This is a genomic window from Allobosea sp. 01N443 (genome assembly GCF_056399325.1).
On the sequence record NZ_JBFTRC010000002.1, the window covers coordinates 124450 to 148031 of the forward strand.

Genomic DNA, 23582 nt, shown 5'->3' on the forward strand with positions numbered 1-23582 from the left:
ACCCGCATCCGCCCTTCTGCAGCGGAGCACATGACCCCGCTTCGGTGAACGACCAGGACAGCGGAGGCCTCGTGCCGTGGCCGCTTTGACACGCATCATCACAGGACTGGACCAGACTTGAGCCCGATCGAGAGTACCGCCGTCATCACCGTGATCACGATTGCCCTGTTCGCCTGGAACAGGCTGCCGGTCATCGTCGTGGCCATTGGAGCAGCGCTTTCGCTCTGGGCGACCGGTGCCGTCACGCTCGAGCAGGCTCTCGCCGGATTTGGCGATCGCGCGGTGCTGTTCATCGCCAGTCTCTTCATCGTCAGTGCCGCGCTCGAGAAGACGGGCGTGACCGCCTGGGCCGGACAGCTCCTGATCGCCAAGGCGGGCGAGAACAGGCGGACCCGCCTGCTGATCATCATCATGACGGCCGTCGGCTGCCTGAGCGCCCTGATCAGCGGCGGCGGCGCGGTGGCAGCCCTGATGCCGGTCGTGGTGATGGCCGCGATCCGGCTGCGGCAATCCCCGTCGCAGCTCCTGATGCCGCTGGCCTTTGCGGCCCATGCCGGCTCGAACCTGCTGCTCACCGGTGCCCCGAAGAACATCCTGGTCTCGGAAGCGCTGGAAGATGCCGGGTTGCAGGGCTTCGCCTTTGCCGAGTTCGCTCTCGTCGGCATTCCCCTGCTCGCCGGCACGATGGCGATCATCCTGCTGCTCGGGAAGCGCCTGTTGCCCGAGCAGAGCAGCGCGCGCTTGCCCGCCGACTTCAGCCGCCACGCCCAGACGCTGGTCGAGCACTACGGACTGAGCGACGGCGTCTTCCGGCTGCGCGTGCGCGCCACCTCGTCCTATATCGGGAGTGCGCCCGCAGCCCTGGACTTCGCCGGCGATCAGCGTCTCACCTTGATGGCCGTTCAGGCCGGAGATTCCGGCACGCCATTGCGCGCGCCGGCGATCTCGGAGGGCGACTACCTGCTGGTGAAGGGCGATGCGGCAGCCGTCGCCGATCTCGCAGCGGAGAAGCACCTCGCCTTGCGCGAGGACCGAGGGGACGACGAGGCCGGGCCGAGCCTGTTTAACCGCCGCTCCGGCCTCGCGGAAGTCGTTATCCCGCCGCGCTCGGCCCTGATCGGGCGCGCGATGTTCCCGGGCATGATCACCGATAGCGGCGATCTCGTGGTGCTCGCGGTGCAGCGGGCCGGCGTCGATCTCGAACCCGACGATGCTCTCCAGGCTGGCGATACGATCCTGCTGGAAGGCAGCTGGAAAGCACTCGACCTGCAGCTCACGGACCCCGACATCCTGGTCGTCAACTCGCCCGATCTCGTCAGGCGCCAGGCGGTGCCGATGGGCGCCGGAGCCGGCGTCGCCGTCGCAGTGCTGGCCTGCCTCGTCGTGCTGCTCGCCACGGGCATCGTCCCGCCGGCGGTGGCCGGGCTCGTCTCGGCCTGCCTGCTGATCCTCACAGGCATCGTCACGGTCGAGCAATCCTATCGCGCCATCAACTGGACGACGGTGATCCTCGTCGGTGCGATGATGCCGCTTTCCACCGCCATGGTGCAGTCGGGCGCGGCACAGCTCGTGGCCAATTACCTCGTTGCGCTCACCGGCGATGCCGGACCGATCGTCTTTCTCGCGGGCCTTTTCGTGCTGACCGCAAGCCTCGGCCAGATCATGAGCAATACGGCCACCACGATGCTGGTCATCCCCATTGCCATGGCGGCGGCCACCGGCATGGGGGTTTCGCCCCGCCCGATCCTGATGAGCCTGTGTATCGCGGGTGCAGCGTCCTTCATGACGCCGATCGCGACCTCGACGAACATGATGGTGATGGGCCCCGGCGGCTACAGCTTCAATAGCTACTGGAAGCTCGGGACGCCGCTGATGATCTGGTTCTTCATCATGGCGGTGTTCTACGTACCGCTAATCTGGCGGTTCTGAACTCCGGCGGTCCGGACTCGAACCGCCGCCCATGATCCAATCGGCGCGGAACCGGCTCCGCCGCCGCCTATCGCGTGGCGGGTACGGCAGGAGATGCGGACGCCGCGCCACGCAGCGGTTCGTCGATCCGGTCGATCAGATAGGGAAAGAAAGGGTTCGACGACATGCGCAGCAGCGAATCCAGATTCACGATCAGGGTGCCGCGCTCACCGCGGGCGGCGACCGCCCCGAGCTTGATGCCGAAATCCTCCGCCGGATCGGGCTTGAGGCCGTAGAGGCCATCGGTGACCGGGAATGGCAGGGCGACATGCGACAGTGAAAACACGTCGAAGGGATAGGACAGCCCGAGGTCTCGCACGGTCTCGGCCGATGCGCCGGCCTCGGTCACCCGTTCGACGACATCGCTGGAATCCTCGCTGGCATTGGTGATGATCGACACCCGGAAATTCCGCGGCGGTGCCGGCAGCATGCGGCTCAACAGCGTGTCGGAGGCCGAACTCAGCAGCGGCCCGAACTTGGTCGAACGGTTCAGGTCGAACAGGACGAGCTCGCTGCCATTCGCCGGCAGATGGGCATAGAGCGAGGTGATGATCGCCCGCGTGCTCACGGTGAAATCCATCACCGACTGGAAGCTGATGAGCGGCGCCAGGTCCTTCAACCGGTTTTCCCGCGCCAGCCGCAGGATCTTCTGCTGCAGGGCGCTGGTCAGCAGATGCGACTGGCGCGCGCCGTTGACCGGGAAGGAATTGTACTTGAACGGGTTGAACTCGGGCAGGACGCTGAGCCAGGCCGCCTTGGCGAAAGCCGGCAGGATGGCCGGCAGGCCGGCAAGCCCGGCGAAGCGTGCGAAGGCCGTGATCCCGATCATCGGCGAGATCAGGACAAGGCGGTCCGGCCGCGCCAGTTCCTTGTTCTCGAGCGCTTCGAGCGCATACATCAGCGCAAGTGCGCCGCCATTCGAGAACCCGACGAGATGCAGTGGCGCGGCGGGCTCGACCCGCTTTCTCGCCTCCCTGACCGCGAGGCGCGTCGCAGCCAACCAATCCTCCCATTCGATCTCGGTCAGCCCGGCCGGCACTGTGCCGTGTCCTGGCAGACGGATCGCGATGGCGACGAAACCACGGTCACGATATTGCCGTGCGACGTGGCGCAGGCTGTAGGGCGAATCCGTCAGCCCGTGCAGGAACACGGCCACGCCGACCGGCTTGCCCTCCGGCTCCATGACATAGGAGCGGTTCCAATCCTGCTTGAAATGCTCGGGATGAATCGCGCTGCCGTCGAAATAGCGATTGACCGGAACACGCTCCTCAGGGGCGAGCTTTTGCGTGACCTCCGCCCGCACGCCCGCGAAAGCTGCCGCCTCCGCCTTGAGATAGTCGTCCCAGCTGCCGCGATCGAGCTCCTTGATCGAGAGTTCATGCGGCACATAAGTGTGCCAGGGTTCAAGCGGCGCGCCGCGCTGGGTGTCGTAGATGCGCAGTCCGAGCAGGGACAGCGCGACGATCGCGAGGACGGCGCCCCCGCGTTTCAGCGTCTTGCCGATGAAACCGCGCATGCCTGGAACCTTCGAGAATCTGCTCTGCCGATGATACGCCGGACCGGGAGGTCAGGCAGCAGCCTTCCGGGCGGCGAGCGCGATCGCGATATAAGCCCAGCCGGCGAAGAGCAGCGAGACGCCCACCAGCGTGCCGGGCGCATAGATGCCGCCATAGGGGAGCCGCATCGCCAGCGCGACGCCAACGACGATCGTGATGATGCTGGACAGGAACATCCAGCCCACGCCGCTCTGCGCCCGCATCTTGATGGCAAGCCCGAGCTGGGCGAGGCCTTCCGCGATCAAGACAAGGGCAATCACCAAGGTGATGGCAATCGCCCCCTTCATCGGGTTGAAATACACCAGAATGCCGCCCAACAACTCGATCATCCCGACCAGCAACTGCCAGACGAAGCCACTCCACTCCTTGACCATGAAGGACTGGACCACCTTGAATGCGCCAGCGACAGCCAGGATCAGGCCAAGGAACAAGGTCACCGCCATGGTCGAGATGGCAGGGCTTGCAATCGCGATGATCCCGCAAATGACCAGGGCGATCCCGAGTGCGATGATCTTGCCTGACATCAGCCGAACGAGGCTGTGATCGGACCTGCTTGAATTCTGGGCCATGAGTTGCGCAATCCGTCGCTGTAGAAGCAAGCGATGGCCTTGCCGCCGAGGCCGCCCGCCGCACCGGCAGACAGTCGCAATCGGGCAATGCCGTCATGAGCAGTTATGCCGCGCCTGGTCTCGGGACGGATCAGCAGGGAATCCCAAAGCTAGTCAGGGAATCCCGTTTTCATGGATTTTGGCGGGCAGCGGCCCGGGTGTGCCGGCGCAATGACGCGACGGACGCCCGGACCGCGATCAGGCGCGGATCGGAGGCCTCACGCACCGACCTTCGCCAGGACGTCGGCGCGCAGGAAGCGCTCGATGAACAGCATGAACAGCACGGACGGGACGAGCAGGATCAAAGCCGTGATCGACGCGACCTGGTAGTTGCCGCCCATCGCCGCGTTGTAGAGCAGCAGCGGCAATGTCGTGACCTGCGGCACACCGACGAAGAAGGTGCCGGTGAATTCGTCGAGCGATTCCAGGAACACGAAGATGCCGCTGGCGATGATGCCAGGCGCAGCCAGCGGCAATGTCACGGTGGCGAAGGTACGCAGGGGTGACGCGCCAATATTGCGGGCGGCGAGCTCCAGGTCCTTGTCGACTGCGGCAAAGGCCGCCGCCGCGATCCAGACGGAATAGACGAGGCCGTGAGCGGCATGGACGAGGACCACGGCAAAGACCGTGCCGTTGATGCCGATCTGGTAGAAGACGCGCGCGACGTTGATGTAGATCGCGAYGGACGGGAATGCCTGCGGCAGCAGGAACATCACCATGAACAGCGCGCGCACCGGCAGCTTCAGCCGCGCCAGCGCATAGCCGGCCGGGATCGAGAGCGCGAGCGCGACAATGACCGTCAGCACCGCGATCCATACGCTGGTACCGAGCGAGGCCATGGCGTCGCCGGTCGGGCGGAAGACCTGCTCCCAATAGCGGGTGCCATAGGTCACCGGCAGCTTGTAGGGCGTGTACCAGCGCTCGGCGACGGACCACAGCGCAAGGTTCGCAAGCGGACCGATGAGGACGAAGGCGAAAGCGGTGAGAAGGGCGGCAGCCAGCGCCGCCTTCGCCGTGGAGGCAAGCCGGATCATGGTGCGGCCTCCTTCGACATGCCGCGTTTCAGGTAGAGGATCGCGGCACCGGCACTGATCAGATAGGTGATTACGCCGAGCGCATTGGCAGTGGCGTAGTCGCCATAGGCGTTGATGCGGAAGGCCATGTCGACGGTCAGCATGGTCGGCTGCGAACCCGACACCATCATCGGCACCGAGAGCACAGAGAGCATCGTCACGAAGGACAGGACCAGCGCGACGAGGAGCGTCGGCATCACCTGCGGCAGCGCCAGCTCCACCAGCACCCGCAGGCGCGAAGCGCCGAGATTGCGGCCGGCTTCGAGCGTCGCCCGGTCGATCGACGCCAATGCGCCGGCCAGCAGCAGGGCCACGAACGGCGTCTGCTTCCACACGAAGGTCGCGATGATACCGCGCCAGTCGAGAAAGCTGGTCGCGCTCAATGGGTCCATCAGGCCAAGCGAGACGAAGGTGTTGTTCATCAGCCCGTTCTTGGCGAGGAAGGTCCGCATGCACTGCGCCGCGACGATGAAGGGGATGAAGAGCGGCCAGCGATAGAGCGCCTTCAGCGTACCCACGACCCATCTGTTTTCGCCGAGCGTCAGCGTTCCCGCGATAGCGATCGCAGCCAGTGCCGTCAGCAGGCAGGAGGACAGCACGATGATCACCGTGAAGACGATATCGCCGGAGTAAAGCTCAAACGCCTTGGCGAACCATTCCAGCGTCAGCGAGCCGTCCGGGCGCGTGAAGGCCGAGACCAGCGAAAAGCCGAGCGGATAGAGAAACAGAGCCGCGACGAGGAGCAGGCCCGGCGCGATCAGGATCAGCGCCAGCTGGCGTTGGGACATGGGCAGATATGCCGATCGAGAGGAGAGGTGGCCCGACTTGCGTCGGGCCAGGAGGTGGTGGAACGTCTCAGTTCGCGACCTTCTTCTCGTAACCTTCGAGAATGTCGTTGAAATAGGGCGCGATCGGGAACGCCTTGGCGTTCTTGGACAGGTCCGTCGGGGTGATGTCGGTGAAGAGCTTGTTCCAGGCAGCCTGGTCGAGCTTGCCTTCAAGGTTCTTGGCATCGATGCCCGGATACCAGTTGAACTTCTTCACGATGCCGTCCGCCTGCACCTGCGGGCTGGTCGCGAGCGCGATGAACTCCTCGGCGAGCTTCCGGTGCGCGGTCTTCTCCGGCACGGCGTAGTACATCGGCTGGCCCGGCATGCCGGGGGCCGCGAGCTTCAGCTTCATGTTCGGCGGCAGCTTGCCGTCAGCCTGCCAGGAATAGAACATGTCGACCCAGACCGGCCCGATGGCGATCTCGCCGCGGTTCAGCATGTCGAGTGTGCCGGCATTGCCGGGGGTGATCACGACGCTCTTGTTGAAGTCCTTCAGGTCGGCAAGCGCGCCATCCCAGGTTGCCTTCACCGCCGGATCGTACGGTCCCTTGATCAGCTTGTCGGCGTCGCCGCCGAAGGCGTAGACCCAGCCCGCCACGAAGGCGACGCCGGACATGCCGCCCTTGATGCCGTTATAGCCGAACTGCTTGGGGTTCTTCTTGGCCCAGTCCTTCAGCTCCGCATAGGTCGCCGGAGGCGATTTCAGCATGTCGGCATTATAGGCGAGCGCAGTCTGCGACTGGAACATCGGGATCACGAAGCCGGAAACATCGGCGCCGAGCGAGTTCTTCGCGGTCTCGCTGGAGACGAGCTTCGCGGTCTCGACCTTGTCGGTATATTTGGCGAGGAGACCTTCCTTCACCATCGTGCCGGCGGCCTTCTGGTGGATGACGACAACATCGAAATCCGAAGCGCCGGCGCTCTTCTGGGCGTCGAGCTTCTCGAAGATCTTCTGCGATCCGGAGTCGCCGGCGCCGGTTCCGACGGAGACGACCTTCACGCCGGGATGCGACTTCTCAAACATCGGCCCGAGATAGTCCTTGACGTAGTCGACCATGTTCTGGTCGCCGGCGGTGGCGACGTTCAGGGTCTGAGCGGACAGCGGCGTCGCCACCATCAGCGCTGCAATCGAGCAGGCAACTGTAAGAATGCGCATGAGCTGACTCCCTGTCAGGCGGCGATCCCGGCCTCGGATGCCGGGAAGATGTGGAGGCGCTGCAGCGGAATGCGCAGGCCGACTTTCGTTCCGAGTTCGTGACGGGCAGCGTCGTCGACCGTGATCTGGCGGCCGGCGGCTTCGACCCGGTAGCGGTAGACTCCGCCGGGATAGGCGCGAGCCGCAATGCGTCCGGGCACCAGCAGGTCGTCGGAGGCTGGGGCGTCGGCCGCATCGAGGCGCGCGACATCGTCGCGGAAATAGGCGACGGCATCTCCGACAGGCAAAGCATCGAACGCCTCGGCCGCGATCTGGGCCGTGGCGTCCCCTGCCCTCAGCGAGGCGCCGCGCTCGGAGCGCTCGACATGAAGGGGAAGGACATTCTCCGCCCCCATGAAATTGGCGACGAAGGCGGTCGCCGGGCGATCATAGACCTCTTCCGGCGTGCCGACCTGCGCAATCCGCCCCGCCTGCATGATGACGAGCCGGTCGGCCATGGTCATGGCCTCCTCGCGGTCATGCGTGACATGGACGGCGGTCAGGCCAAGACGCTGCTGGATCGCGCGGATCTCATGGCGCATCGTCATGCGGATCTTGGCGTCGAGATTGGAGAGCGGCTCGTCGAGCAGCAGGATGCCCGGATCGATCGCCAGCGCCCTGCCAAGCGCAACGCGCTGACGCTGCCCGCCCGAGAGCGCCGTGACCTTGCGGCCCTCATATCCGGTCAGGCCGAGGAACTCGAGCATGGACGCGACCTTGGCGGCGATCTCGGCCTTGGACGCACCACGCAGCTTCAGCCCGTAGCCGATATTCTGCAGCACCGTCATATGCGGCCAAAGCGCATAGGACTGGAAGACCATCGCCATCCCGCGCTTCTCCGGCGGGAGTGACGCGACATCATTGCCGCCGACGATGATCGAACCGGATTGCACCGGCACGAAGCCGCTGAGCGAACGCAGCAGGGTGGTCTTGCCGCAGCCGGACGAACCAAGAAGCGCCGTGAAGCTGCCGGGCGTGAAATCGAGGCTGACGCCGTGCAGCACCTGCGTGCCGCCATAGGCGACATGCAGGTCACGCACGCTGATGGCCGCGCCGCTGCGCGCCCTGTCCGGCACTCCCACTTGCAAACGCTTTCTCCCCTGTCGCGACCTTTTTTCCAGCTCTATGGAATATCTCTTCCATTTTCTGGACCGCTTGGAATAAACATAACGAACACTCGCGCCGATGTGCAACAGGTTTATGAAGGCTTGATGTCACCCCAAATTCATTCGATCTGGCTGATGCCGAGCGCCGAGGACGGCGCATTCCTCTCCAGCCTGGTTGCGGATCTCTCGGGCCGCTTTGGCACGCCGCTGTTCACGCCACATCTGACGGTCAAGGGTGACACGGATCTGCCCATGGCCGCGCTCGCAGGCGGGATCGCGGAGGCCGCAGCCGCAGTCCCGGCCTTCCGGGAGGCGGTCGCCGCGATCGAAACCAGCGACGCCTATTTCCGGTCATTCTACGCGCGTTTTCGCATCAGCGCGCCGCTGGCGCAGCTCAAGCAGCGACTGGACAGCGACATGGCAGACAGCTTCATGCCGCATGTCTCGTTGCTCTATGGCCCCGTCGCGCCCGCCCCGAAGGCCTCGGCCGCGGCCGAGTTTCAGCGCATGCTGGCCGGGAGAGCCATCGTCTTTGACCGGCTCTGCGTGGTTCGGTCAGGCCAGGACATCCCCATTTCCGAATGGGCGGTGATCGAGACGGTCGAGCTTGGCAAGAACGGAACCTAGACGAGCCCATCGGCTCAGTTCGGCCGGAAAAACGACATCCGGACAAGCGTCAGGCCGCTGCCTCTCGCGAAGGTGAGTTCGCCGTCATGGGCGCGTGCGACTTCCGCGGCGATCGATAGGCCGAGCCCGGAGCCTCTGGAGTGCCCGCCCTTCTCGAAGGGCCTGGTCATTGTTTCCGCCAGCTCGATCGGGAAGCCGTCGCCATCGTCACCAACCTCGATCCAGGCGCTTCCCGTGTCCGCCGAGACCGTCACGGACAGCCTCGTATGCGCTCCATGGACGAGTGCGTTGTCGATGAGGTTGGCAAGCGCCTCGCGCAGACTCACCGCGTCGCCGTCGATCACCGGAGCCGAAGGCGCCGGCGTGAAGGAAATATCGACCTCGCGCGGCAACGAGAGCGGCACGGCCTTGGCGAGAACCGATTTTGCCAATTCGTTGAGATCGACGGGCGCGGCGCGTGCCGCGTCGGCGCGGTGGATGACCATGGCGTGGTCGAGCAATTGACTGGTCAGACGCGCCAACTCGGTGGTGCGCTCACGAACGCGGGCGATATGTTCGGCGCGGCGTTTCAAGGGGCTCGCGCTCGACAGGATCTCGACCTGGGCGTCGAGTGCGGCGAGCGGCGTGCGAATCTGATGGGCCGCGTCGGCAATGAATCGTTGCATCACGGCCATGCGATCGGAAAGCCTGCGCATGAAATCGTCGATGGCGTGGACGAGGTTGCGGATCTCGACAGGCGGCTCTGTCTGGATCGGGCGCAGATCGTCGGGGCGCCGTCCTGCGATTTCCAGCTCGATCCGCGTCAACGGCTTCAGGGCGAGGCGCACCGCAAAGCCTGTCGCCAGCAAGGCGAGCACGCTCATCGCAGCGATGACACCCAGTGCCTTGAGAGTAAGATCGCGCGCAAGCGCCGTGCGAGCATCGGTCGTCTGGGCCACCACGATGGTTGCCCAGCCGCCGAGCATGGCATCGTCGATCTGGCGGGCGACCGTCGCAATGCGCACGCCCTGTCCCTGAAAGGAGCCGTCCTCGAGCACGACGCCGCTGCGCGCGGCTGCCGGTTCCGCCCCCGAGGCGAGATCCTCATAGCCTGCAACCACCACCCCGCGCGGATCGACGACCTTGTAGAAGACCAGATCATAGGCGGCGAGTGTCGCGATCGCGGCGACGGGGGGATCAAGCGCGACGACCCCGCCCTGGACATAGACATTCTCCGCGATCTGGATCGTGCCGCCGCTGAGCAGCCGATCATAGGCCTGCTGTGCCGCGATCGTCGCCGAGTGCCAGGCGGCGACGCCGAGCACGACCGCGCCGAGCCCCAGCACCGCCGACAGAACGACGATGATGCGGACCCGCAGCGAGAGGAGCAGGTCATGTCGTTGCAAGCTGATAGCCCAGGCCGCGCATGGTTCTGATCTCGATGGGGGCATCTGCGAGCTTGCGCCGCAAGCGCGCCACGAACTGCTCGACGGCGTTCGGACTCGGTTCCTGATCGAAGTTGAAGAGCTGCTCGATCAGTTCCTCCTTGGGCACGATCCTGTCCGGCCTGGCCGCCAGGATCTCGAGCACCGTCAGCTCGCGGCGCGTCAGGTTGAGCGTCCTGTCGCCGATGCTCGCGACCCGGCCCGCTCGATCGATCACGAGCGGGCCCACTCGCAGCATATTGTCCGAAAGCCCGGCGCTGCGCCGCAAGAGGGCGCGAGCACGTGCTTCAAGTTCGCGGTAGTCGAATGGCTTGGTCAGGTAATCGTCCGCGCCGAGATCGAGCGCGCTGATCCGCTCGTCGACAGCCGAACGCGCGGTGATGACCAGGACCGGTGTCTTCAGCCGTCTCGCGCGCAGGCTCTTGAGCAGCGTGAGCCCGTCCTCGCCCGGCAAGGTCAGATCAAGAATCACGAGATCATAGGCCTGGACCTGAAGCAGCTCGGCAGCTGTGCGCCCGTTCGATTCCCAATCGACGGCGTGACCGATCTTCTCGAACCGCATCACGACGGCCTCGGCGATATCGGCGGTGTCTTCGACGACGAGAACGCGCACGGCCAAAACATCCTTCGTCGGAGTCAGGTCGGAGTCAGGTTCGCAGGTTACTAGCATGGCAAGCGCCGCAAGTGCGCAGGGAAACGAAAGCAAGGGAGGGCCGATGCACGCCCCATTCACCACCAGCGCCGCCGCGCCGCTTCTCTCCGTCGAGGGCGTCACGCTGCAATACAAGACGCCGGATGTGGTCGTCACGGCGACGCGCCGCGTCTCCTTCGACGTCTATCCGTCCGATCGTTTCGTCCTGCTTGGCCCCTCCGGCTGTGGCAAGTCGACCCTGCTCAAGGCGATCGGCGGCTATCTGAGCCCGGTCGAGGGGCGCATCCGCCTCAAGGGACACGAGATCACCGGGCCAGGACCGGACCGGATGATGGTCTTTCAGGAATTCGACCAGCTTCTGCCCTGGAAGACGGTGCGCGAGAATGTCGTTTTCGCCCTGACCTCGAGCGGCCGCGCCGGAGCGCCGGAGGCCGAAGAGCGTGCGAAATCCTATATCGACAAGGTCGGCCTGACGAAATTCACCGACAGCTATCCGCACATGCTTTCCGGCGGCATGAAGCAGCGCGTCGCGATCGCGCGCGGCATGGCAATGGAGCCCGACGTCCTGCTGATGGATGAGCCCTTCGCCGCGCTGGACGCGCTGACGCGCCGCAAGATGCAGGACGAGTTGCTGCGGCTCTGGGACGACACCCATTTCACCGTGCTGTTTGTGACGCACTCGATCGAGGAGGCGATCCGTATCGGCACCCGCATCCTGCTGCTGTCGCCCCATCCGGGCGAGGTCAAGGCCGAGCTCAACAGCGTGCCCCCCGAGGAGATGGGCACCGGCACGCAGGCCGCGCTCGAAACCCGCATCAACGACATGCTCTTCGCGGCGCATTGAGACGGAGACGACAGACATGACCGACCTCCTGACCTTCCGCCCGGAAATCATCCGCGACGTCAATTCGAGCGATGCGCCGGTCGTGGCCAAGTCGCTGAGCCTCATCGAACGGACCTACCGCCTCGGCTTCGTGCGCAAGGGGCTGATCCTCGCGGTGCTCGCCATTGCCTGGGAGGCCTATGGCCGCTGGCTTGGTAACCCGCTGCTGTTCCCGACCTTCGGCGAGACGGTCGATGCCTTCGTCAGCAATATCGCGAGCGGCGTCATTCCGCAGCGCATGCTGGTCTCGCTGCAGACCCTGATCATCGGCTACGGCATCGGCATCGCGCTCGCCGCGCTCCTGACGACCTTGGCCATCGGCTCGCGCATCGGGGCGGACCTGCTCGAGACATTGACCTCGATGTTCAATCCGTTGCCGGCGATCGCACTCTTGCCGCTGGCATTGATCTGGTTCGGCCTCGGCTCGGGCAGCGTGATCTTCGTGCTCGTGCATTCAGTGCTCTGGGCAATCGCTCTGAACACCCATGCCGGCTTTCGGTCGGTCTCGAATACGTTGCGCATGGTCGGTCAGAACTACGGCTTGCGTGGGTTGAAGCTCGTTCGCCTCATCCTGATCCCCGCCGCCTTCCCGGCCATCCTCACCGGCCTCAAGGTCGGGTGGGCCTTTGCCTGGCGGACGCTGATCGCTGCGGAACTCGTCTTCGGCGTATCGTCCGGCTCGGGTGGCCTCGGCTGGTTCATCTATGAGAACCGCAATCAACTCGAGACGGCCAATGTCTTCGCCGGCCTCTTCACCGTGATCCTGATCGGCCTCTTCGTCGAGAACGTCATCTTCGCCACGATCGAGCGCAGGACGATCCGCCGCTGGGGCATGCAGCACTGAAACATCCAGTCACCAAGGCCGAATGGCCGCATCAAAGGGAGGACGACAGATGAAACACACAAACTGGTTCAAGGGGGCGCTTGCCGCAGCCGTGATCGGGACTGCCTTCTGCGCCAGTGCGGCGCGGGCCGAGGTCAGCGAGGTCCGCGTCTCCAAGGGCTTCGGCATCCTCTACCTGCCGMTGATCGTGATGCAGGACCAGCAGTTCCTCGAGAAGCGCGCGAAGGCGGCCGGACTTGGCGACGTCAAGGTGACGTGGCTGATGCTTGATGGCGGCAATGTCATCAACGACGCGATGATGGCCGGCACGCTCGACTTTGCGGGAACCGGCGCACCCGGCTTCGTCACGCTCTGGGCAAAGGCCAAGGGGATTCCCAATGTCGAGGTCGTCGGCGTCTCCGGCATGAGCTCGACCTCGCTCTGGTTGAACGCCAACAAGCCCGAGCTGAAGTCGCTCAAGGATTTCACGGGCAGCGACAAGATCGCGCTGCCCGGCATCAAGACTTCACTTGCGGCCGTCGTTCTGCAGATGATCGCGGCCAAGGAGTTCGGCCCCGAGAACTACGCCAAGATGGACCCGATGACGGTGAGCTTGCCGCATCCCGAGGCGCTGGCCGCGCTCATCGGCGGCAAGACCGAGATCAAGGCACATTTCACCTCGCCGCCCTTCCAGTACATCGAAGCCAAGGCACCGGGCGTGCACCGCGTCCTGAACTCGGTCGATTATCTCGGCAACATCACGCTCGACGTCACCTTTGCGCCGAAGAAATTCGTGGATGCCAACCCAAAGATGACGCAGGCCTTCATCGAAGCGATGGATGACGCCAACGCGCTGATCGCCAAAGACCAGAAGCTCGCGGCCGAGATCTACGCCAAGAGTTCCAAGGTGAAGGTCGACGCCGCCGAGATCCAGGCGATGATCGAAGATCCCGACGCCCGTTTCTCGACGACTCCGAGCGGCGTGATGCAGTTCGCCGAATTCATGCACCGTGCAGGTACGATCAAGATCAAGCCGGCCAAGTGGAGCGACATGTTCGTCCCGCAGTTGACGGGTCGCTCCGGCAGCTAGCCCCCCAATGGCTCATCGCCGGCGGCATAATGCCGGGCGATGAGCCCGGAATATCGCGATCTGAGCGCCGGCAATGCTACGGGCCCGCTGCGATCGCGGGCAGGACGAGGATCCCACCAGGCGGGCAGGCTCTGATTGCTCCGCCGAGGCACTCGCTACCGGGCCGGCCGGCGTGCCATTCTGCCGCGAACCAATTGGCGCGCGGTTGATCGGCTCACGCAGATCATACCAACGCGCCCAGGCCCCATCCACCGGGGGACGCAGCCGTCAGATCCCTCGGATCAGGCCGCCATCAACCCGAATCTTGGCGCCCGTGACATAGGACGCCCGCTCGCTGGCAAGGAACGCAACGACATCGGCGAATTCCTGTGGCTTGCCGTAGCGGCCGGCCGGAATCGTCGCGATCGAGGCCTTCGTGATCGCGTCTTTCGTCGCGCCGGCCCGCGTCGCAGCTGCGTCGTCGAGTTGATCGACGCGCTCGGTGTGGATGCGACCGGGCAGCACGACATTCACCGTCACCCCCTGCCCCGCAACCTCGGAGGCCAGCGTCTTCGACCAGCCGACGACTGCGGCACGCACGCCATTGGAGAGCGCGAGACGCGGAATCGGCTGCTCGACGCCGGAGGAGACGATGGTGACGATCCGGCCCCAACCCCGCTCGGTCATGCCAGGCAGCAGACGCTGCGCGACATGAAACAGGTTGGCCGCCATGGCCTCGAAATGCATCAGCCAGTCCAGGCGCTTCGCGTCGCGGGCCTCGCCCGGCGGAGGCCCGCCGGAATTGCCGATCAGGATGTCGACGCCGCCCTCGGCAATCAGCTTGTCGGCCAGCGCATCGATCGAGGCGATATCCGCAAGGTCGAGCGTGGCGGCGACCACGCGGCCGCGCTGCTCAGCCGGCAGCTCGCCGATCCAGGCGGCGAGCGCGTCTTGATTGCGCGCCGCCGCGATCACCGTCGCACCTTCGGCGGCGAGCGTGCGTGCGATCGTCGCGCCGAGGCCGCGGCTGGCGCCGAGCACCAATGCGCGCTTTCCGTTGAGGCCCAGATCCATCAGTTGATCTCCTTGAGGCGCCGCGCCTGACGGGCGACGAGACGTTCGATGTCGGCGATGTCGGCCGCCGAAAGGGCTGACCCGGGGCTGCGTACCATGCCCGACGCGATCGCGCCGCGCTTGGCGAGCAGATATTTGCGAATGGCGAGCCCGTGACCAGGCTGCTGCTCATAGCGCGCCAGCGGCAGATAGGCGTCGAACAGGTCATGGGCGCGTTCGACGTCCCCGGCGGCATGGGCCTTCCAGACATCGACCATCATCTCGGGATAGGCAAATCCGGTCATGGCGCCATCGGCCCCGCGCGACAGTTCCTCGGGCAGGAACATCGCGCCGTTCCCGACCAGGATCGATATGCGCCGCCCGCCGTTCTTGTCGCTGGCCGCACGCAGGGCCGAGATCTTGGCAAGCCCCGGCCAGTCCTCGTGCTTCAGCATCACGCAGCTCGGCTGCGCCGCGACGATGCGCAGGATCACCGAGGAGGCGATCTGGACATTGGTGACCAGTGGGAAATCCTGCAGCACGAAGGGGGTCTTCGGTCCGAGCGTCTTTGCGACCATGTCGTAATAGGAGACGATCTGGTCGTCCGTCCGCAAACTTGCGGGCGGCGCCACCATCACGCCCGCGGCTCCGTCAGCCATGACGCTGTCGCTCAGCTCCCGCATCGCGGCAAAGCCCGGGGCGGAGACGCCGACCACGACCGGAACACGCCCCTGCACCCGCGCCAGGACCCGCCGCACGAATATCCGCGATTCCTCTGCCGTCAGTTTCGGCGCCTCGCCCATCATGCCGAGCACGGTCAGGCCGTTGGCGCCCTTCTCGAGGTAGAAATCGACCATGCGGTCGGTGCTCGGCAGGTCGAGCGCGCCGTCCTCCGTGAACGGAGTGACCGCGATTACATAGACGCCCTTCGCGCCTTCATCCAACAACGCCATGATGATCCTCAGTTCTCGACGGGGTCGGGCAGCAACTTGCCCGGATTGAGCAGATTGTGGGGGTCGAACAGGGTCTTGAGCGAGCGCATCAGGTCCAGCTCGATCGGCGCCTTGCAGCGCGGCATCTCCGCGACCCGAAGCTGACCGATGCCATGCTCGGCGCTGATCGATCCGCGGCGCTTGCACGTCTCGTCATGAACGATGCGGGTGAGTTCCGGTGCGAGGGCGGCGAAGTCCGCATCGCTCTGTCCCATACGCGGCAGCAGATTGTAGTGCAGGTTGCCGTCGCCGAGATGGCCGAACACGATGGGGCGCACACCGGGAGCAGCAGCGATGACAGCCGCATCGGTGGCTGCGACGAAATCGGCCATGGCCGCGACCGGCACCGAGACATCGTGCTTGGCAGCCTTGCCTTCGCGCACCAGCGCTTCCGAGACGCCTTCGCGGATGCGCCAGAACGCCTTGGCCTGCACACCATCCTGGGCGATGGCGGCGTCGAGAACGATCTCCGTCTCGACGGCTTCTGCCAGCGCGCCTTCGAGCCGCTCGGTCAGCGCCAACTCGTCATCCGCATCGGACAATTCGATCAGCACCGCCGCAGGCGGAACGGCGCCAAGCGGCAACCGCGCCTCGGCGCTGTGCTTCAGGATGAGCGAGAGGCAATCGCCGGTCATGAATTCGAAGGCGGTCAGGCGATCGCCACAGCGCGCACGCACCGAAGACAGCAAGGACAGGGCAGCGTTCGCGTCGCGCAAGGCGACGAAAGCGGTCGCGCGCGCCAAGGGTTGAGGAAACAGTTTCAGGACCGCGCCGGTGATGACGCCCAGCGTCCCTTCCGATCCGATGAACAGATTCCGCAAGGCGTAACCGGTATTATCCTTGCGCAGCGCGGTGAGGCCATCCCAGATCCTTCCGTCCGGCAGAACGACCTCGAGCCCGAGCGTCAGTTCACGCATGGTGCCGTAGCGCAGCACGGCGACGCCGCCGGCATTGGCCGCAAGATTCCCGCCGATCGTGCAGCTCCCCTCGGCTCCAAGGCTGAGCGGGAAGAAGCGTCCAGCCGCTTTCGCGGCCTCCTGGACCTTGGCAAGCACGCTGCCGGCATCGACCGTCATCGTGTTGCCGATCGGATCGACCGCGCGGATGCGGTTCATGCGCGTCAGCGACACGACGATGGCGCGCCCCGACATATCCGGCGTCGCGCCGCCCGACATGCTGGTGTTGCCGCCCTGGGGCACGACCGGAATCCTCCGCGCCGTGCAAAGCGCCATCACGGCCGCGACCTCCTCGGTCGAGCCGGGCCGGACGATGGCGGCAGCAGCCCCCCTGTATTTTCCGAGCCAATCCGTCAGGAACGGCGCCTGCGCTTCGGCATCGACAAGCACATGCCTCTCACCGACGATGTCGGCGAGGCGCGCAACTAGATCCGTCACGCGGCATGTCCCCGAAGCGGGCGGCCGCCCCAGCCGAGCCGGGCGCGGCCGATCGCCATGGTCACCGCAGCCTGCGTCGGCTCGACCACGGGTACGCCGAGCGCCTGCTCGAGCGGGTCCCGGAAACGCGCCATGCCGGCGCAGCCCATCACCAGCACATCGGCGTGATGGGTATCGCGCAAGGTGCGCCCGACATCGGTCATCCGTCCCATGGTCCGCGCGTCATCGGCAAGCTCGGCGACCGTCAGGCCGATCGAAAGATCGCCGGCCAGGCGGTCCGTCACACCCATCGCGCCGAAATAGCGCAAGTGACGCGGGATCGAGGCCGGCAGAATGGCGATCACGCCGAAGCGCTGGCCCAGCGTCAAAGCGGTCAGGACCCCGCACTCGGCAATGCCCAGCACCGGCTTCTCGCTCTGCTCGCGCAGCGCGTACATGCCCGGGTCGGAGAAGCAGGCGATCACGAAGGCCGAAGCCTCGTTCTCCAGCGCGGCGGCCCGCCTCAGCATGGGCTGTATCAGGCCGTCGATATCGCGCTGGGACTGGATGCCAGCAGGCCCCTCGGCCAGGGTCAGGCACTCGATCGGCGGACCATCGACCGAGCGCAGCGGCGCCACCGCGGTATCGATGCCGGCGGTCACTGCCCCGTTCGAATTGGGGTTGATGACAAAGATCGTGCCGCTCACGGGGCCTCTCCTTCGGGCTTCGCACGCAGCGCGCTCTGTTGCGCGCGCCAGGTGTCGAGCGTCTGGCGCGGCGCCTGGAAGCGGTCGCGCATCGTGACATACCAGTCGGAACCATGCAGGCGGCCGACCAGGTCGAGCTTGTCGATGTCGACATGCAGCCGCTCATCGACCGCGCCATCCCGAATATGGATGTGCTGGATTTCGCCGACGACGAGGTTGCGATGGCGTGTGCCCAGCGACAGCGACACCGTCTCGCGGCATTCGAGCTGGACCGGTGACGCTGCGAGGCGTGGCGCGGCGACCTTGCGGCCGGGCGCTGTTTCAAGCCCGGCGGCTGCGATCTCGTCGACATCGCCGGGAAAATCGATCGCGCAGACCTGCATCGCGTCGACGAGCGCCCGGTCGACGAGGTTGACGACGAAACTCCCCGTCGCGCGGATGTTGCGCATCGTATCCTTCAGCGGGGCATCCCCCAGATCGCGGCCTTCGATGCCAAGCACGACGAGCGGCGGTGCGTGGCTGAAGACGTTGAAGAAGCTGAAGGGCGCAGCATTGGCGTGCCCCTGCGCATTCACGGTGGTGACGAGCGCGATCGGCCGCGGCAACACGGTGTTGACGAGCAGCTTGTAGAGATCGCGCTCGGCCAGATCGGTGACGGACCACTCCATCGCGTCAACCCAGGGTCGCGTCGAGCAGGCGCACCGTTTCACCGAGGACGCGTGCGCCATCCCCGGCCTGTTGTGGCTCGATCGACTCTTCCGGGGCGTGGCTGCGGCCATCGAGACAGGGCACGAAGATCATGCCGATCGGACCGGTGCGGGCGACGAACACGCCATCATGCCCGGCACCACTCGGCAGGTCCCGCGTCGACAGACCGAGCGAGGCCGCGGCAGCGGCGATCGCCGAGCGCACGGCCGGCGCGCAGGCCGTCGGCGGCACATGGCTGATCGGTTCCGACCGCACAGTGAGACGCAGCGCCGCCAGTGCCGGCTTCAGATCGCTGACCAGTTCCTCGCCGAACGCCTTGACCGCCGCCTCGTCGCCCGAACGCACCTCGAGCGTCAGAACCGCCTCACCAGGCACGGCATTGGCGGCATTGGGGCTGATCTCGATGCGACCAAAGGTGGCGACCAGGGGTTGGGGATCGTTCGATCGCGCGCCGGCACGCTCGTAAGCGGCCTCGATCAGCTTGGCCGCGCCGACGAGCGCATCGGCGCGCAAGGGCATCGGCGTCGCACCCGCGTGGTCGGCCCGCCCGGACACGATGATGCGCTCGCGCCGAATGCCGACGATGTCTGTAACGACACCGATCGCCGTGCCCTCGCTCTCCAGCACGCGCCCCTGCTCGATATGCACCTCGACATAGGCCGCGACGCTCTCGGCGGTACGCCGCACCGAGGCGATCTCGTCGGGCCGGCCGCCGACGAAGCCGATACCCTCGCGCAGCGTCATGCGGTCGGGGCGCGTCATCGCCAGCATCTCGTCGGAGAGCGCACCGGCAAGCGCACGGCTGCCGATGCAGGAGAGGCCGAACTCGCTCGGCTCCTCGGCCAGGAAATCGTAAACCTCGAGCGAATGCCGCAGCCGGTCGCCGCGCTCGATGAAGCTTTGCGCGACTTCCAGTCCCGCCAGCACGCCGAGAATCCCGTCATAGCGTCCGCCCGAGGGCACCGTGTCGGAATGCGAGCCGATGATGATCGGCTTCAACGAGGGATCGGCGCCCGCAAGGCGGCCGACGAGATTGCCGCCTGCGTCGATCGTCGTCTCCAGACCGGCAGCGCGGAACTCGGCCGCCAGCCATTTGCGTCCTTCGAGGAAGCGCGGCGTAAAGGAGCGCCGCGTCCAGGGACGATCGGGATCGGTGATCTTGGACAGCGCCTCGATACGCCGCCACAAACGCTCTGCGTCGATCGACATCGTTCGCCGCTTTACGCCGCAGGCCGCAGGAAGCGGCCGTCGCCCGCTTCGTTGCAGATCTTCGCGCCATCCCAGGCAAGAGCGCCACGGACATAGGTCGCAGCCACCCGCACGCGGAATTCGCGGCCCTCGAACGAGCTCCACTTCACCGCCGCAAGGCTCTTGCTCGGATCATGGATGAAGCGGCCGGGCTCGAGCACGACGATGTCGGCATCCGAGCCTGGCGCGAGACGGCCCTTGTCGGCGAGCAGGAAGGCCTTCGCCGGGCCTTCGCAAAGCTGCTTCACCGCCATGGTCGGGGAGATGCCGTGCTCCTCGCAGCCGGTCCACAGCGCCGGCAGCAGGGTCTCGATGCCGGGACCGCCGGAGGTGTTCTTGAAGATGTTGGGGTCGCCCTTCTTCTCCAGCCCCCAGGAGACGTGGTCGGAGGAGATGAAGTCGCAATGACCGGCGGCGAGGTGGCTCCAGAGCAGCTCGCTCTCCGCCTTCGGCCGGATCGGCGGGTAGTGCTTGATCTTGGCACCGAAGCGAGGCGCGTGCTCCTCGGCGTTGAGCATGAAGTACTGCACGCAGCTCTCGACCGTCGCCCTGTAGCCGGCGCGCTTGTAGAGGTTGCAGATCTCGAAGCCGCGCGAGGTCGAGACATGGACGGCATGGGCGCGGGCGCCGGTCTCGGCGCCGATCTCGTAGATCCGCGYCGTGGCGAGGTTCTCAACCAGCGGGGTATGGGCGCGCAGGAAGGCGTCGGAGCCGGTATCGCCGGCCTCGATCAGGCGCGCGATGTTCCGGCGCGTCATCTCCTGGTCCTGGTTATGGACACCGCAAAGGAGCCCCGTCGGCTCGATCAGCTTGAACGCCTCGTAGAGCGTGTCGTCGCCGATGCGCGGGAAGCGCGTCGGGTTCGCCTCGAAGGTCGAGAACTTGAAGGCGCAGGCGCCGGCATCGACGAGGCCCGGAATGGCATGCAGGCCGTTTTCGATGGTGATCGTGGCATAGAGCGCGACATCGACATGTGCGTCGCGTTCGACGATCGCGACCTTCTCGTTGAAAAGCCTGGCGTTGGTGACCGGCTCGGGCTCGTCATAGGGCATGTCGACCATGACGGTGACGCCACCGGCGGCGGCCGCGCGCGAGCACATGCCGATGCCCTCGTGGTTGGCCTGGCTCCCGGAATGGACCTGGCCGTCGATCACGCCCGGGATGATCCACTGACCGCGGAAATCCTGCGTCTCGCGCGCCGAAGGCGGTGTACCCGCACCGACAGCGCCGACCTTGCCACCAGTGACGGCGACATAGCCATCCTCGATGATCTGGTCGGACAGAACGACATTGCCGCGAAGAACGAGATCGAAATCACTCATGGTCAGATGCCCGGTTGATGCTGTCTGGCCCGCAGGCCATGCGTGTCACGATAGCTGCTCGGCCTCAGAGCCAAACATACCAATTTCGCCGTCGCCCATAATCGGTCGTTATCGCGACAGCGGAAGCAGTGCATGTGCGCGTCAGGCGGATCACCCGAGCGCATAGCCCGTGAAATCCATCCCGAGCGCCTTCTCTACGATCGGGTAGACACTCGGATCCGTCACGCTGGAGCTCAGCGGGATGCGATCCTTGGCAATGCGCAGGATCGAGAGCTCCATGCCCTCAGTGACATGGCCGACGCTGACGGGCCGGCCATCCGAACCGAGCGTGGTGATGACATCGGGATAGCTCGCCAGGCGCGCGCCATCGAGATCGGTCACCGCCATGTACTCATTCATGACATGGAGAATCCGTGCCGCGGCGCCGGAGCCGACCTGGATGGTTCCGATATCAAAGGCTTCGCTGGTGTACTGCACCGACTTGCGGACAACAGTCCCACGCCCGATGATCGATCCACCGGCCTGGTCGCAGATTGCGTCGATGACCGCGGGCCCGCCCTTGGGCGTGGCGGCCAGGATGCGCTCCCCGAGCGCCAGCGCCATGGAAATACCGCCGAGCGCCGCGTGCTTGCGCACATAGGACGCCGGAACCGGGTTCCGGCAGGACGCGATGAACCCGCCCGACATGTCCGAGGCCGTGCGCAGGATCGGCGAGACCTTCCCCGTCGCGCCGCGCGTCACGAGCTCGATATAGGAATTCTTGGCGCGATTGCCGCCGACAGCCGTCTGGATCGTCGCCTCGGGGCTGTTGGCAAGGCCGATCGACCCCATGTCGCCGGTGGGATGGGCGCGGATATCACCAACGGCATCGATCACCTTCACGCCGAGGAGGGCGCTCGGGAGCCAGGCATTGAGCGTGCTCGACATGCCGTTCTGGCCGATGATCAGGCCATAGACTGGCTTGCCCAGCGCATCCTGCAGCAGCTGGACGGCCCGGACGTAGTCGACGCCCTGCATCTCCCAGTCCGTCGTGCCGGCAGGAGCGCCGATTGCAGCCGCGGTCGCGATGATCGCGTCGTCCGGCGCCTCTTCGATCGAGACCAACTCCGGCCGGCCGGCCATCACCGCTGCAGTCCCCAGCATGCGCCCGTGCTCGGCCCAGCCACCGCCACCCGCAGCAAAGATCGAGCCGCCTGCAATAGCCGCCTCGACATCCCCAATCGTCAGAAAACGTCCCATCGGTCAGCCTCGAATCGACCTGGCATGCCGGCATCCCGCCGAGCCCGGACGAACTTAGATGGCGGCACGTCCAAGCAAGCATGCTAATTCGGCTGGAAGTCATAACTGAATGTTATTCGCATGCGATTGAACCTGCGGCAGCTGGAAGTTTTCCGCGCAATCATGATCACCGGATCGATCAGCGGCGCGGCGCGCCTGCTCTCGGTCTCGCAGCCAGCCATCAGCCGGCTCCTGGCCTATACGGAGGACCGGCTGGAGTTGCGCCTGTTCGAACGCGTGCGCGGTCGGATCCAGCCGACGCCGGAGGCGCGGCGCCTCTTCACCGAGGTCGACCAGGTCCACCAGGGCGTGCTGCGCGTCAACGAACTCGCCGAGGAACTGCGCGAGCGCGGGACCGGCACGGTCCGCATCGTCGCCAGCCCGAGCGTCGGCCAGACCATGGTTCCCGGCGCGATCGCGCGGCTGCGCGAGCGCTTTTCCGATCTGCGCGTCGAGTTCGAGATCCTGACGCTGCTCGAAGTGATAGCCAAGATCACCAGTGCGCGGGCCGATCTCGGCGTTTCAGTGCTGCCGGTGGACGAGCCGACCATTCAATCGGAGGTGGTCACGGAGGGGCGCCTGATGGCGATCATGCCGCGCGACCACCCGCTGACCCGATTGCGCGTCGTCCGGCCAGCCGATATCGCCCCCTATCCGTTGATCGGTTTCGGGCCGCAGACGCCCTATGGAGACATTGTCCAAAGGGCACTGGCTTTCGGCCCCGAGCCCCTTCGCATCAGCACCGTCGTTCGCTTCACCCCCGTCGCCTGCGCGATGGTCAGAGCCGGAGCGGGGGTTGCCGTTGTCGACGAATTCGTCCTGCGCGGCCGGACATGGCCCGAACTGGTCTCACGTCCGCTCGCCCCCAAGACGCGTGTGCGCGCGCATCTGCTGACACTTCGCTACGAACCCCTGTCACGCACGGCACGCGCCTTCGTCGACATCCTGCGCGATCTTGTCCCGCCTCCGCCTGGCGGACATGGCCAGGAGGCCGACGTCGGGGACTTAACACAAGGTTATGGCAACCCGACAACAAGTGATTGGTAAGGCATGAATTCGCACTGTTAGAGTTTTGCCTCTGGGCGGC

The 23582-nt window shown here is 65.6% G+C and carries 22 protein-coding genes; 6 read left to right on the plus strand and 16 right to left on the minus strand.

Annotated features, from left to right (window positions below):
* Positions 1-117: 117 nt before the first annotated feature.
* Positions 118-1929 (plus strand): SLC13 family permease, encoded by a 1812-nt coding sequence (locus AC1DRP_RS01550; RefSeq protein WP_441490711.1) that lies wholly within the window; start codon positions 118-120, stop codon positions 1927-1929.
* 67 nt (positions 1930-1996) lie between these two features.
* Here the strand turns inward: AC1DRP_RS01550 and AC1DRP_RS01555 are convergent, their stop codons facing one another.
* The 6 genes from AC1DRP_RS01555 to AC1DRP_RS01580 all read right to left on the minus strand — a co-directional run bounded on the left by AC1DRP_RS01555 (position 1997) and on the right by AC1DRP_RS01580 (position 8312).
* Entirely contained in the window at positions 1997-3484 is a 1488-nt protein-coding gene (locus AC1DRP_RS01555) for an alpha/beta hydrolase (protein WP_441490710.1), read from the minus strand.
* A 51-nt stretch (positions 3485-3535) separates the two neighbouring features.
* The gene (locus tag AC1DRP_RS01560) at positions 3536-4093 is read right to left on the minus strand and encodes an HdeD family acid-resistance protein (protein WP_441490709.1); all 558 of its coding nucleotides are present in this window, start codon (positions 4091-4093) and stop codon (positions 3536-3538) included.
* Between the two features lie 257 nt (positions 4094-4350).
* Positions 4351-5166, minus strand: coding sequence for an ABC transporter permease (locus AC1DRP_RS01565; RefSeq protein ID WP_476767624.1), 816 nt, complete (start codon positions 5164-5166; stop codon positions 4351-4353).
* The gene (locus tag AC1DRP_RS01570; protein ID WP_441490707.1) at positions 5163-5993 is read right to left on the minus strand and encodes an ABC transporter permease; all 831 of its coding nucleotides are present in this window, start codon (positions 5991-5993) and stop codon (positions 5163-5165) included. Before AC1DRP_RS01570 ends, AC1DRP_RS01565 begins: the two co-directional genes overlap by 4 nt.
* Positions 5994-6060: 67 nt before the next feature.
* Positions 6061-7191, minus strand: coding sequence for an ABC transporter substrate-binding protein (locus AC1DRP_RS01575; RefSeq protein WP_476767625.1), 1131 nt, complete (start codon positions 7189-7191; stop codon positions 6061-6063).
* A 14-nt stretch (positions 7192-7205) separates the two neighbouring features.
* On the minus strand, positions 7206-8312 hold the full coding sequence (locus AC1DRP_RS01580) for an ABC transporter ATP-binding protein (protein WP_441490818.1): 1107 nt from the start codon (positions 8310-8312) through the stop codon (positions 7206-7208).
* A gap of 129 nt (positions 8313-8441) precedes the next feature.
* On the opposite strand from AC1DRP_RS01580, the gene AC1DRP_RS01585 reads away from it, so the two are divergent.
* On the plus strand, positions 8442-8963 hold the full coding sequence (locus AC1DRP_RS01585; protein WP_441490705.1) for a 2'-5' RNA ligase family protein: 522 nt from the start codon (positions 8442-8444) through the stop codon (positions 8961-8963).
* 14 nt (positions 8964-8977) lie between these two features.
* Here the strand turns inward: AC1DRP_RS01585 and AC1DRP_RS01590 are convergent, their stop codons facing one another.
* Entirely contained in the window at positions 8978-10348 is a 1371-nt protein-coding gene (locus AC1DRP_RS01590) for a sensor histidine kinase (protein WP_441490704.1), read from the minus strand.
* Entirely contained in the window at positions 10335-11000 is a 666-nt protein-coding gene (locus AC1DRP_RS01595) for a response regulator transcription factor (RefSeq protein ID WP_441490817.1), read from the minus strand. Before AC1DRP_RS01595 ends, AC1DRP_RS01590 begins: the two co-directional genes overlap by 14 nt.
* A 103-nt stretch (positions 11001-11103) precedes the next feature.
* Between AC1DRP_RS01595 and AC1DRP_RS01600 the strand changes: the two genes are divergently transcribed.
* Genes AC1DRP_RS01600 through AC1DRP_RS01610 form a run of 3 tightly spaced genes read left to right on the plus strand, consistent with a single transcriptional unit; the run spans position 11104 to position 13835 of the window.
* Positions 11104-11883 (plus strand): ABC transporter ATP-binding protein, encoded by a 780-nt coding sequence (locus AC1DRP_RS01600; protein WP_441490703.1) that lies wholly within the window; start codon positions 11104-11106, stop codon positions 11881-11883.
* A gap of 16 nt (positions 11884-11899) precedes the next feature.
* Complete coding sequence (locus tag AC1DRP_RS01605; protein WP_441504867.1) at positions 11900-12766, plus strand: ABC transporter permease; 867 nt, start codon at positions 11900-11902, stop codon at positions 12764-12766.
* 49 nt (positions 12767-12815) lie between these two features.
* Positions 12816-13835 (plus strand): ABC transporter substrate-binding protein, encoded by a 1020-nt coding sequence (locus AC1DRP_RS01610; RefSeq protein ID WP_476767626.1) that lies wholly within the window; start codon positions 12816-12818, stop codon positions 13833-13835.
* A gap of 267 nt (positions 13836-14102) precedes the next feature.
* Here the strand turns inward: AC1DRP_RS01610 and AC1DRP_RS01615 are convergent, their stop codons facing one another.
* From AC1DRP_RS01615 to AC1DRP_RS01650, 8 genes are all read right to left on the minus strand, one after another.
* Positions 14103-14888 carry an SDR family oxidoreductase gene (locus tag AC1DRP_RS01615; protein ID WP_441490700.1) on the minus strand — a complete coding sequence of 262 codons (786 nt, stop codon included), beginning with the start codon at positions 14886-14888 and terminating at the stop codon, positions 14103-14105.
* Positions 14888-15820 (minus strand): dihydrodipicolinate synthase family protein, encoded by a 933-nt coding sequence (locus AC1DRP_RS01620; RefSeq protein WP_476767627.1) that lies wholly within the window; start codon positions 15818-15820, stop codon positions 14888-14890. Before AC1DRP_RS01620 ends, AC1DRP_RS01615 begins: the two co-directional genes overlap by 1 nt.
* A gap of 8 nt (positions 15821-15828) precedes the next feature.
* Complete coding sequence (locus AC1DRP_RS01625) at positions 15829-17253, minus strand: FAD-binding oxidoreductase (RefSeq protein ID WP_476767628.1); 1425 nt, start codon at positions 17251-17253, stop codon at positions 15829-15831.
* On the minus strand, positions 17250-17939 hold the full coding sequence (locus AC1DRP_RS01630; protein ID WP_441490697.1) for an aspartate/glutamate racemase family protein: 690 nt from the start codon (positions 17937-17939) through the stop codon (positions 17250-17252). The genes AC1DRP_RS01625 and AC1DRP_RS01630 overlap by 4 nt, the downstream gene beginning before the upstream one ends.
* Positions 17936-18607, minus strand: a complete 672-nt coding sequence (locus tag AC1DRP_RS01635; protein WP_441490696.1) for a flavin reductase family protein — start codon at positions 18605-18607, stop codon at positions 17936-17938. Before AC1DRP_RS01635 ends, AC1DRP_RS01630 begins: the two co-directional genes overlap by 4 nt.
* A 4-nt stretch (positions 18608-18611) precedes the next feature.
* The gene (locus tag AC1DRP_RS01640) at positions 18612-19856 is read right to left on the minus strand and encodes a hydantoinase/carbamoylase family amidase (RefSeq protein WP_476767629.1); all 1245 of its coding nucleotides are present in this window, start codon (positions 19854-19856) and stop codon (positions 18612-18614) included.
* Positions 19857-19867: 11 nt separating this feature from the next.
* Complete coding sequence (locus AC1DRP_RS01645) at positions 19868-21217, minus strand: dihydroorotase (RefSeq protein ID WP_476767630.1); 1350 nt, start codon at positions 21215-21217, stop codon at positions 19868-19870.
* A 150-nt stretch (positions 21218-21367) separates the two neighbouring features.
* Complete coding sequence (locus tag AC1DRP_RS01650) at positions 21368-22456, minus strand: DUF917 domain-containing protein (RefSeq protein WP_476767631.1); 1089 nt, start codon at positions 22454-22456, stop codon at positions 21368-21370.
* Between the two features lie 120 nt (positions 22457-22576).
* Here AC1DRP_RS01650 and AC1DRP_RS01655 point away from each other — a divergent pair, with 120 nt between their 5' ends.
* Positions 22577-23542, plus strand: coding sequence for a LysR family transcriptional regulator (locus tag AC1DRP_RS01655; protein ID WP_476767632.1), 966 nt, complete (start codon positions 22577-22579; stop codon positions 23540-23542).
* Positions 23543-23582: the final 40 nt, after the last annotated feature.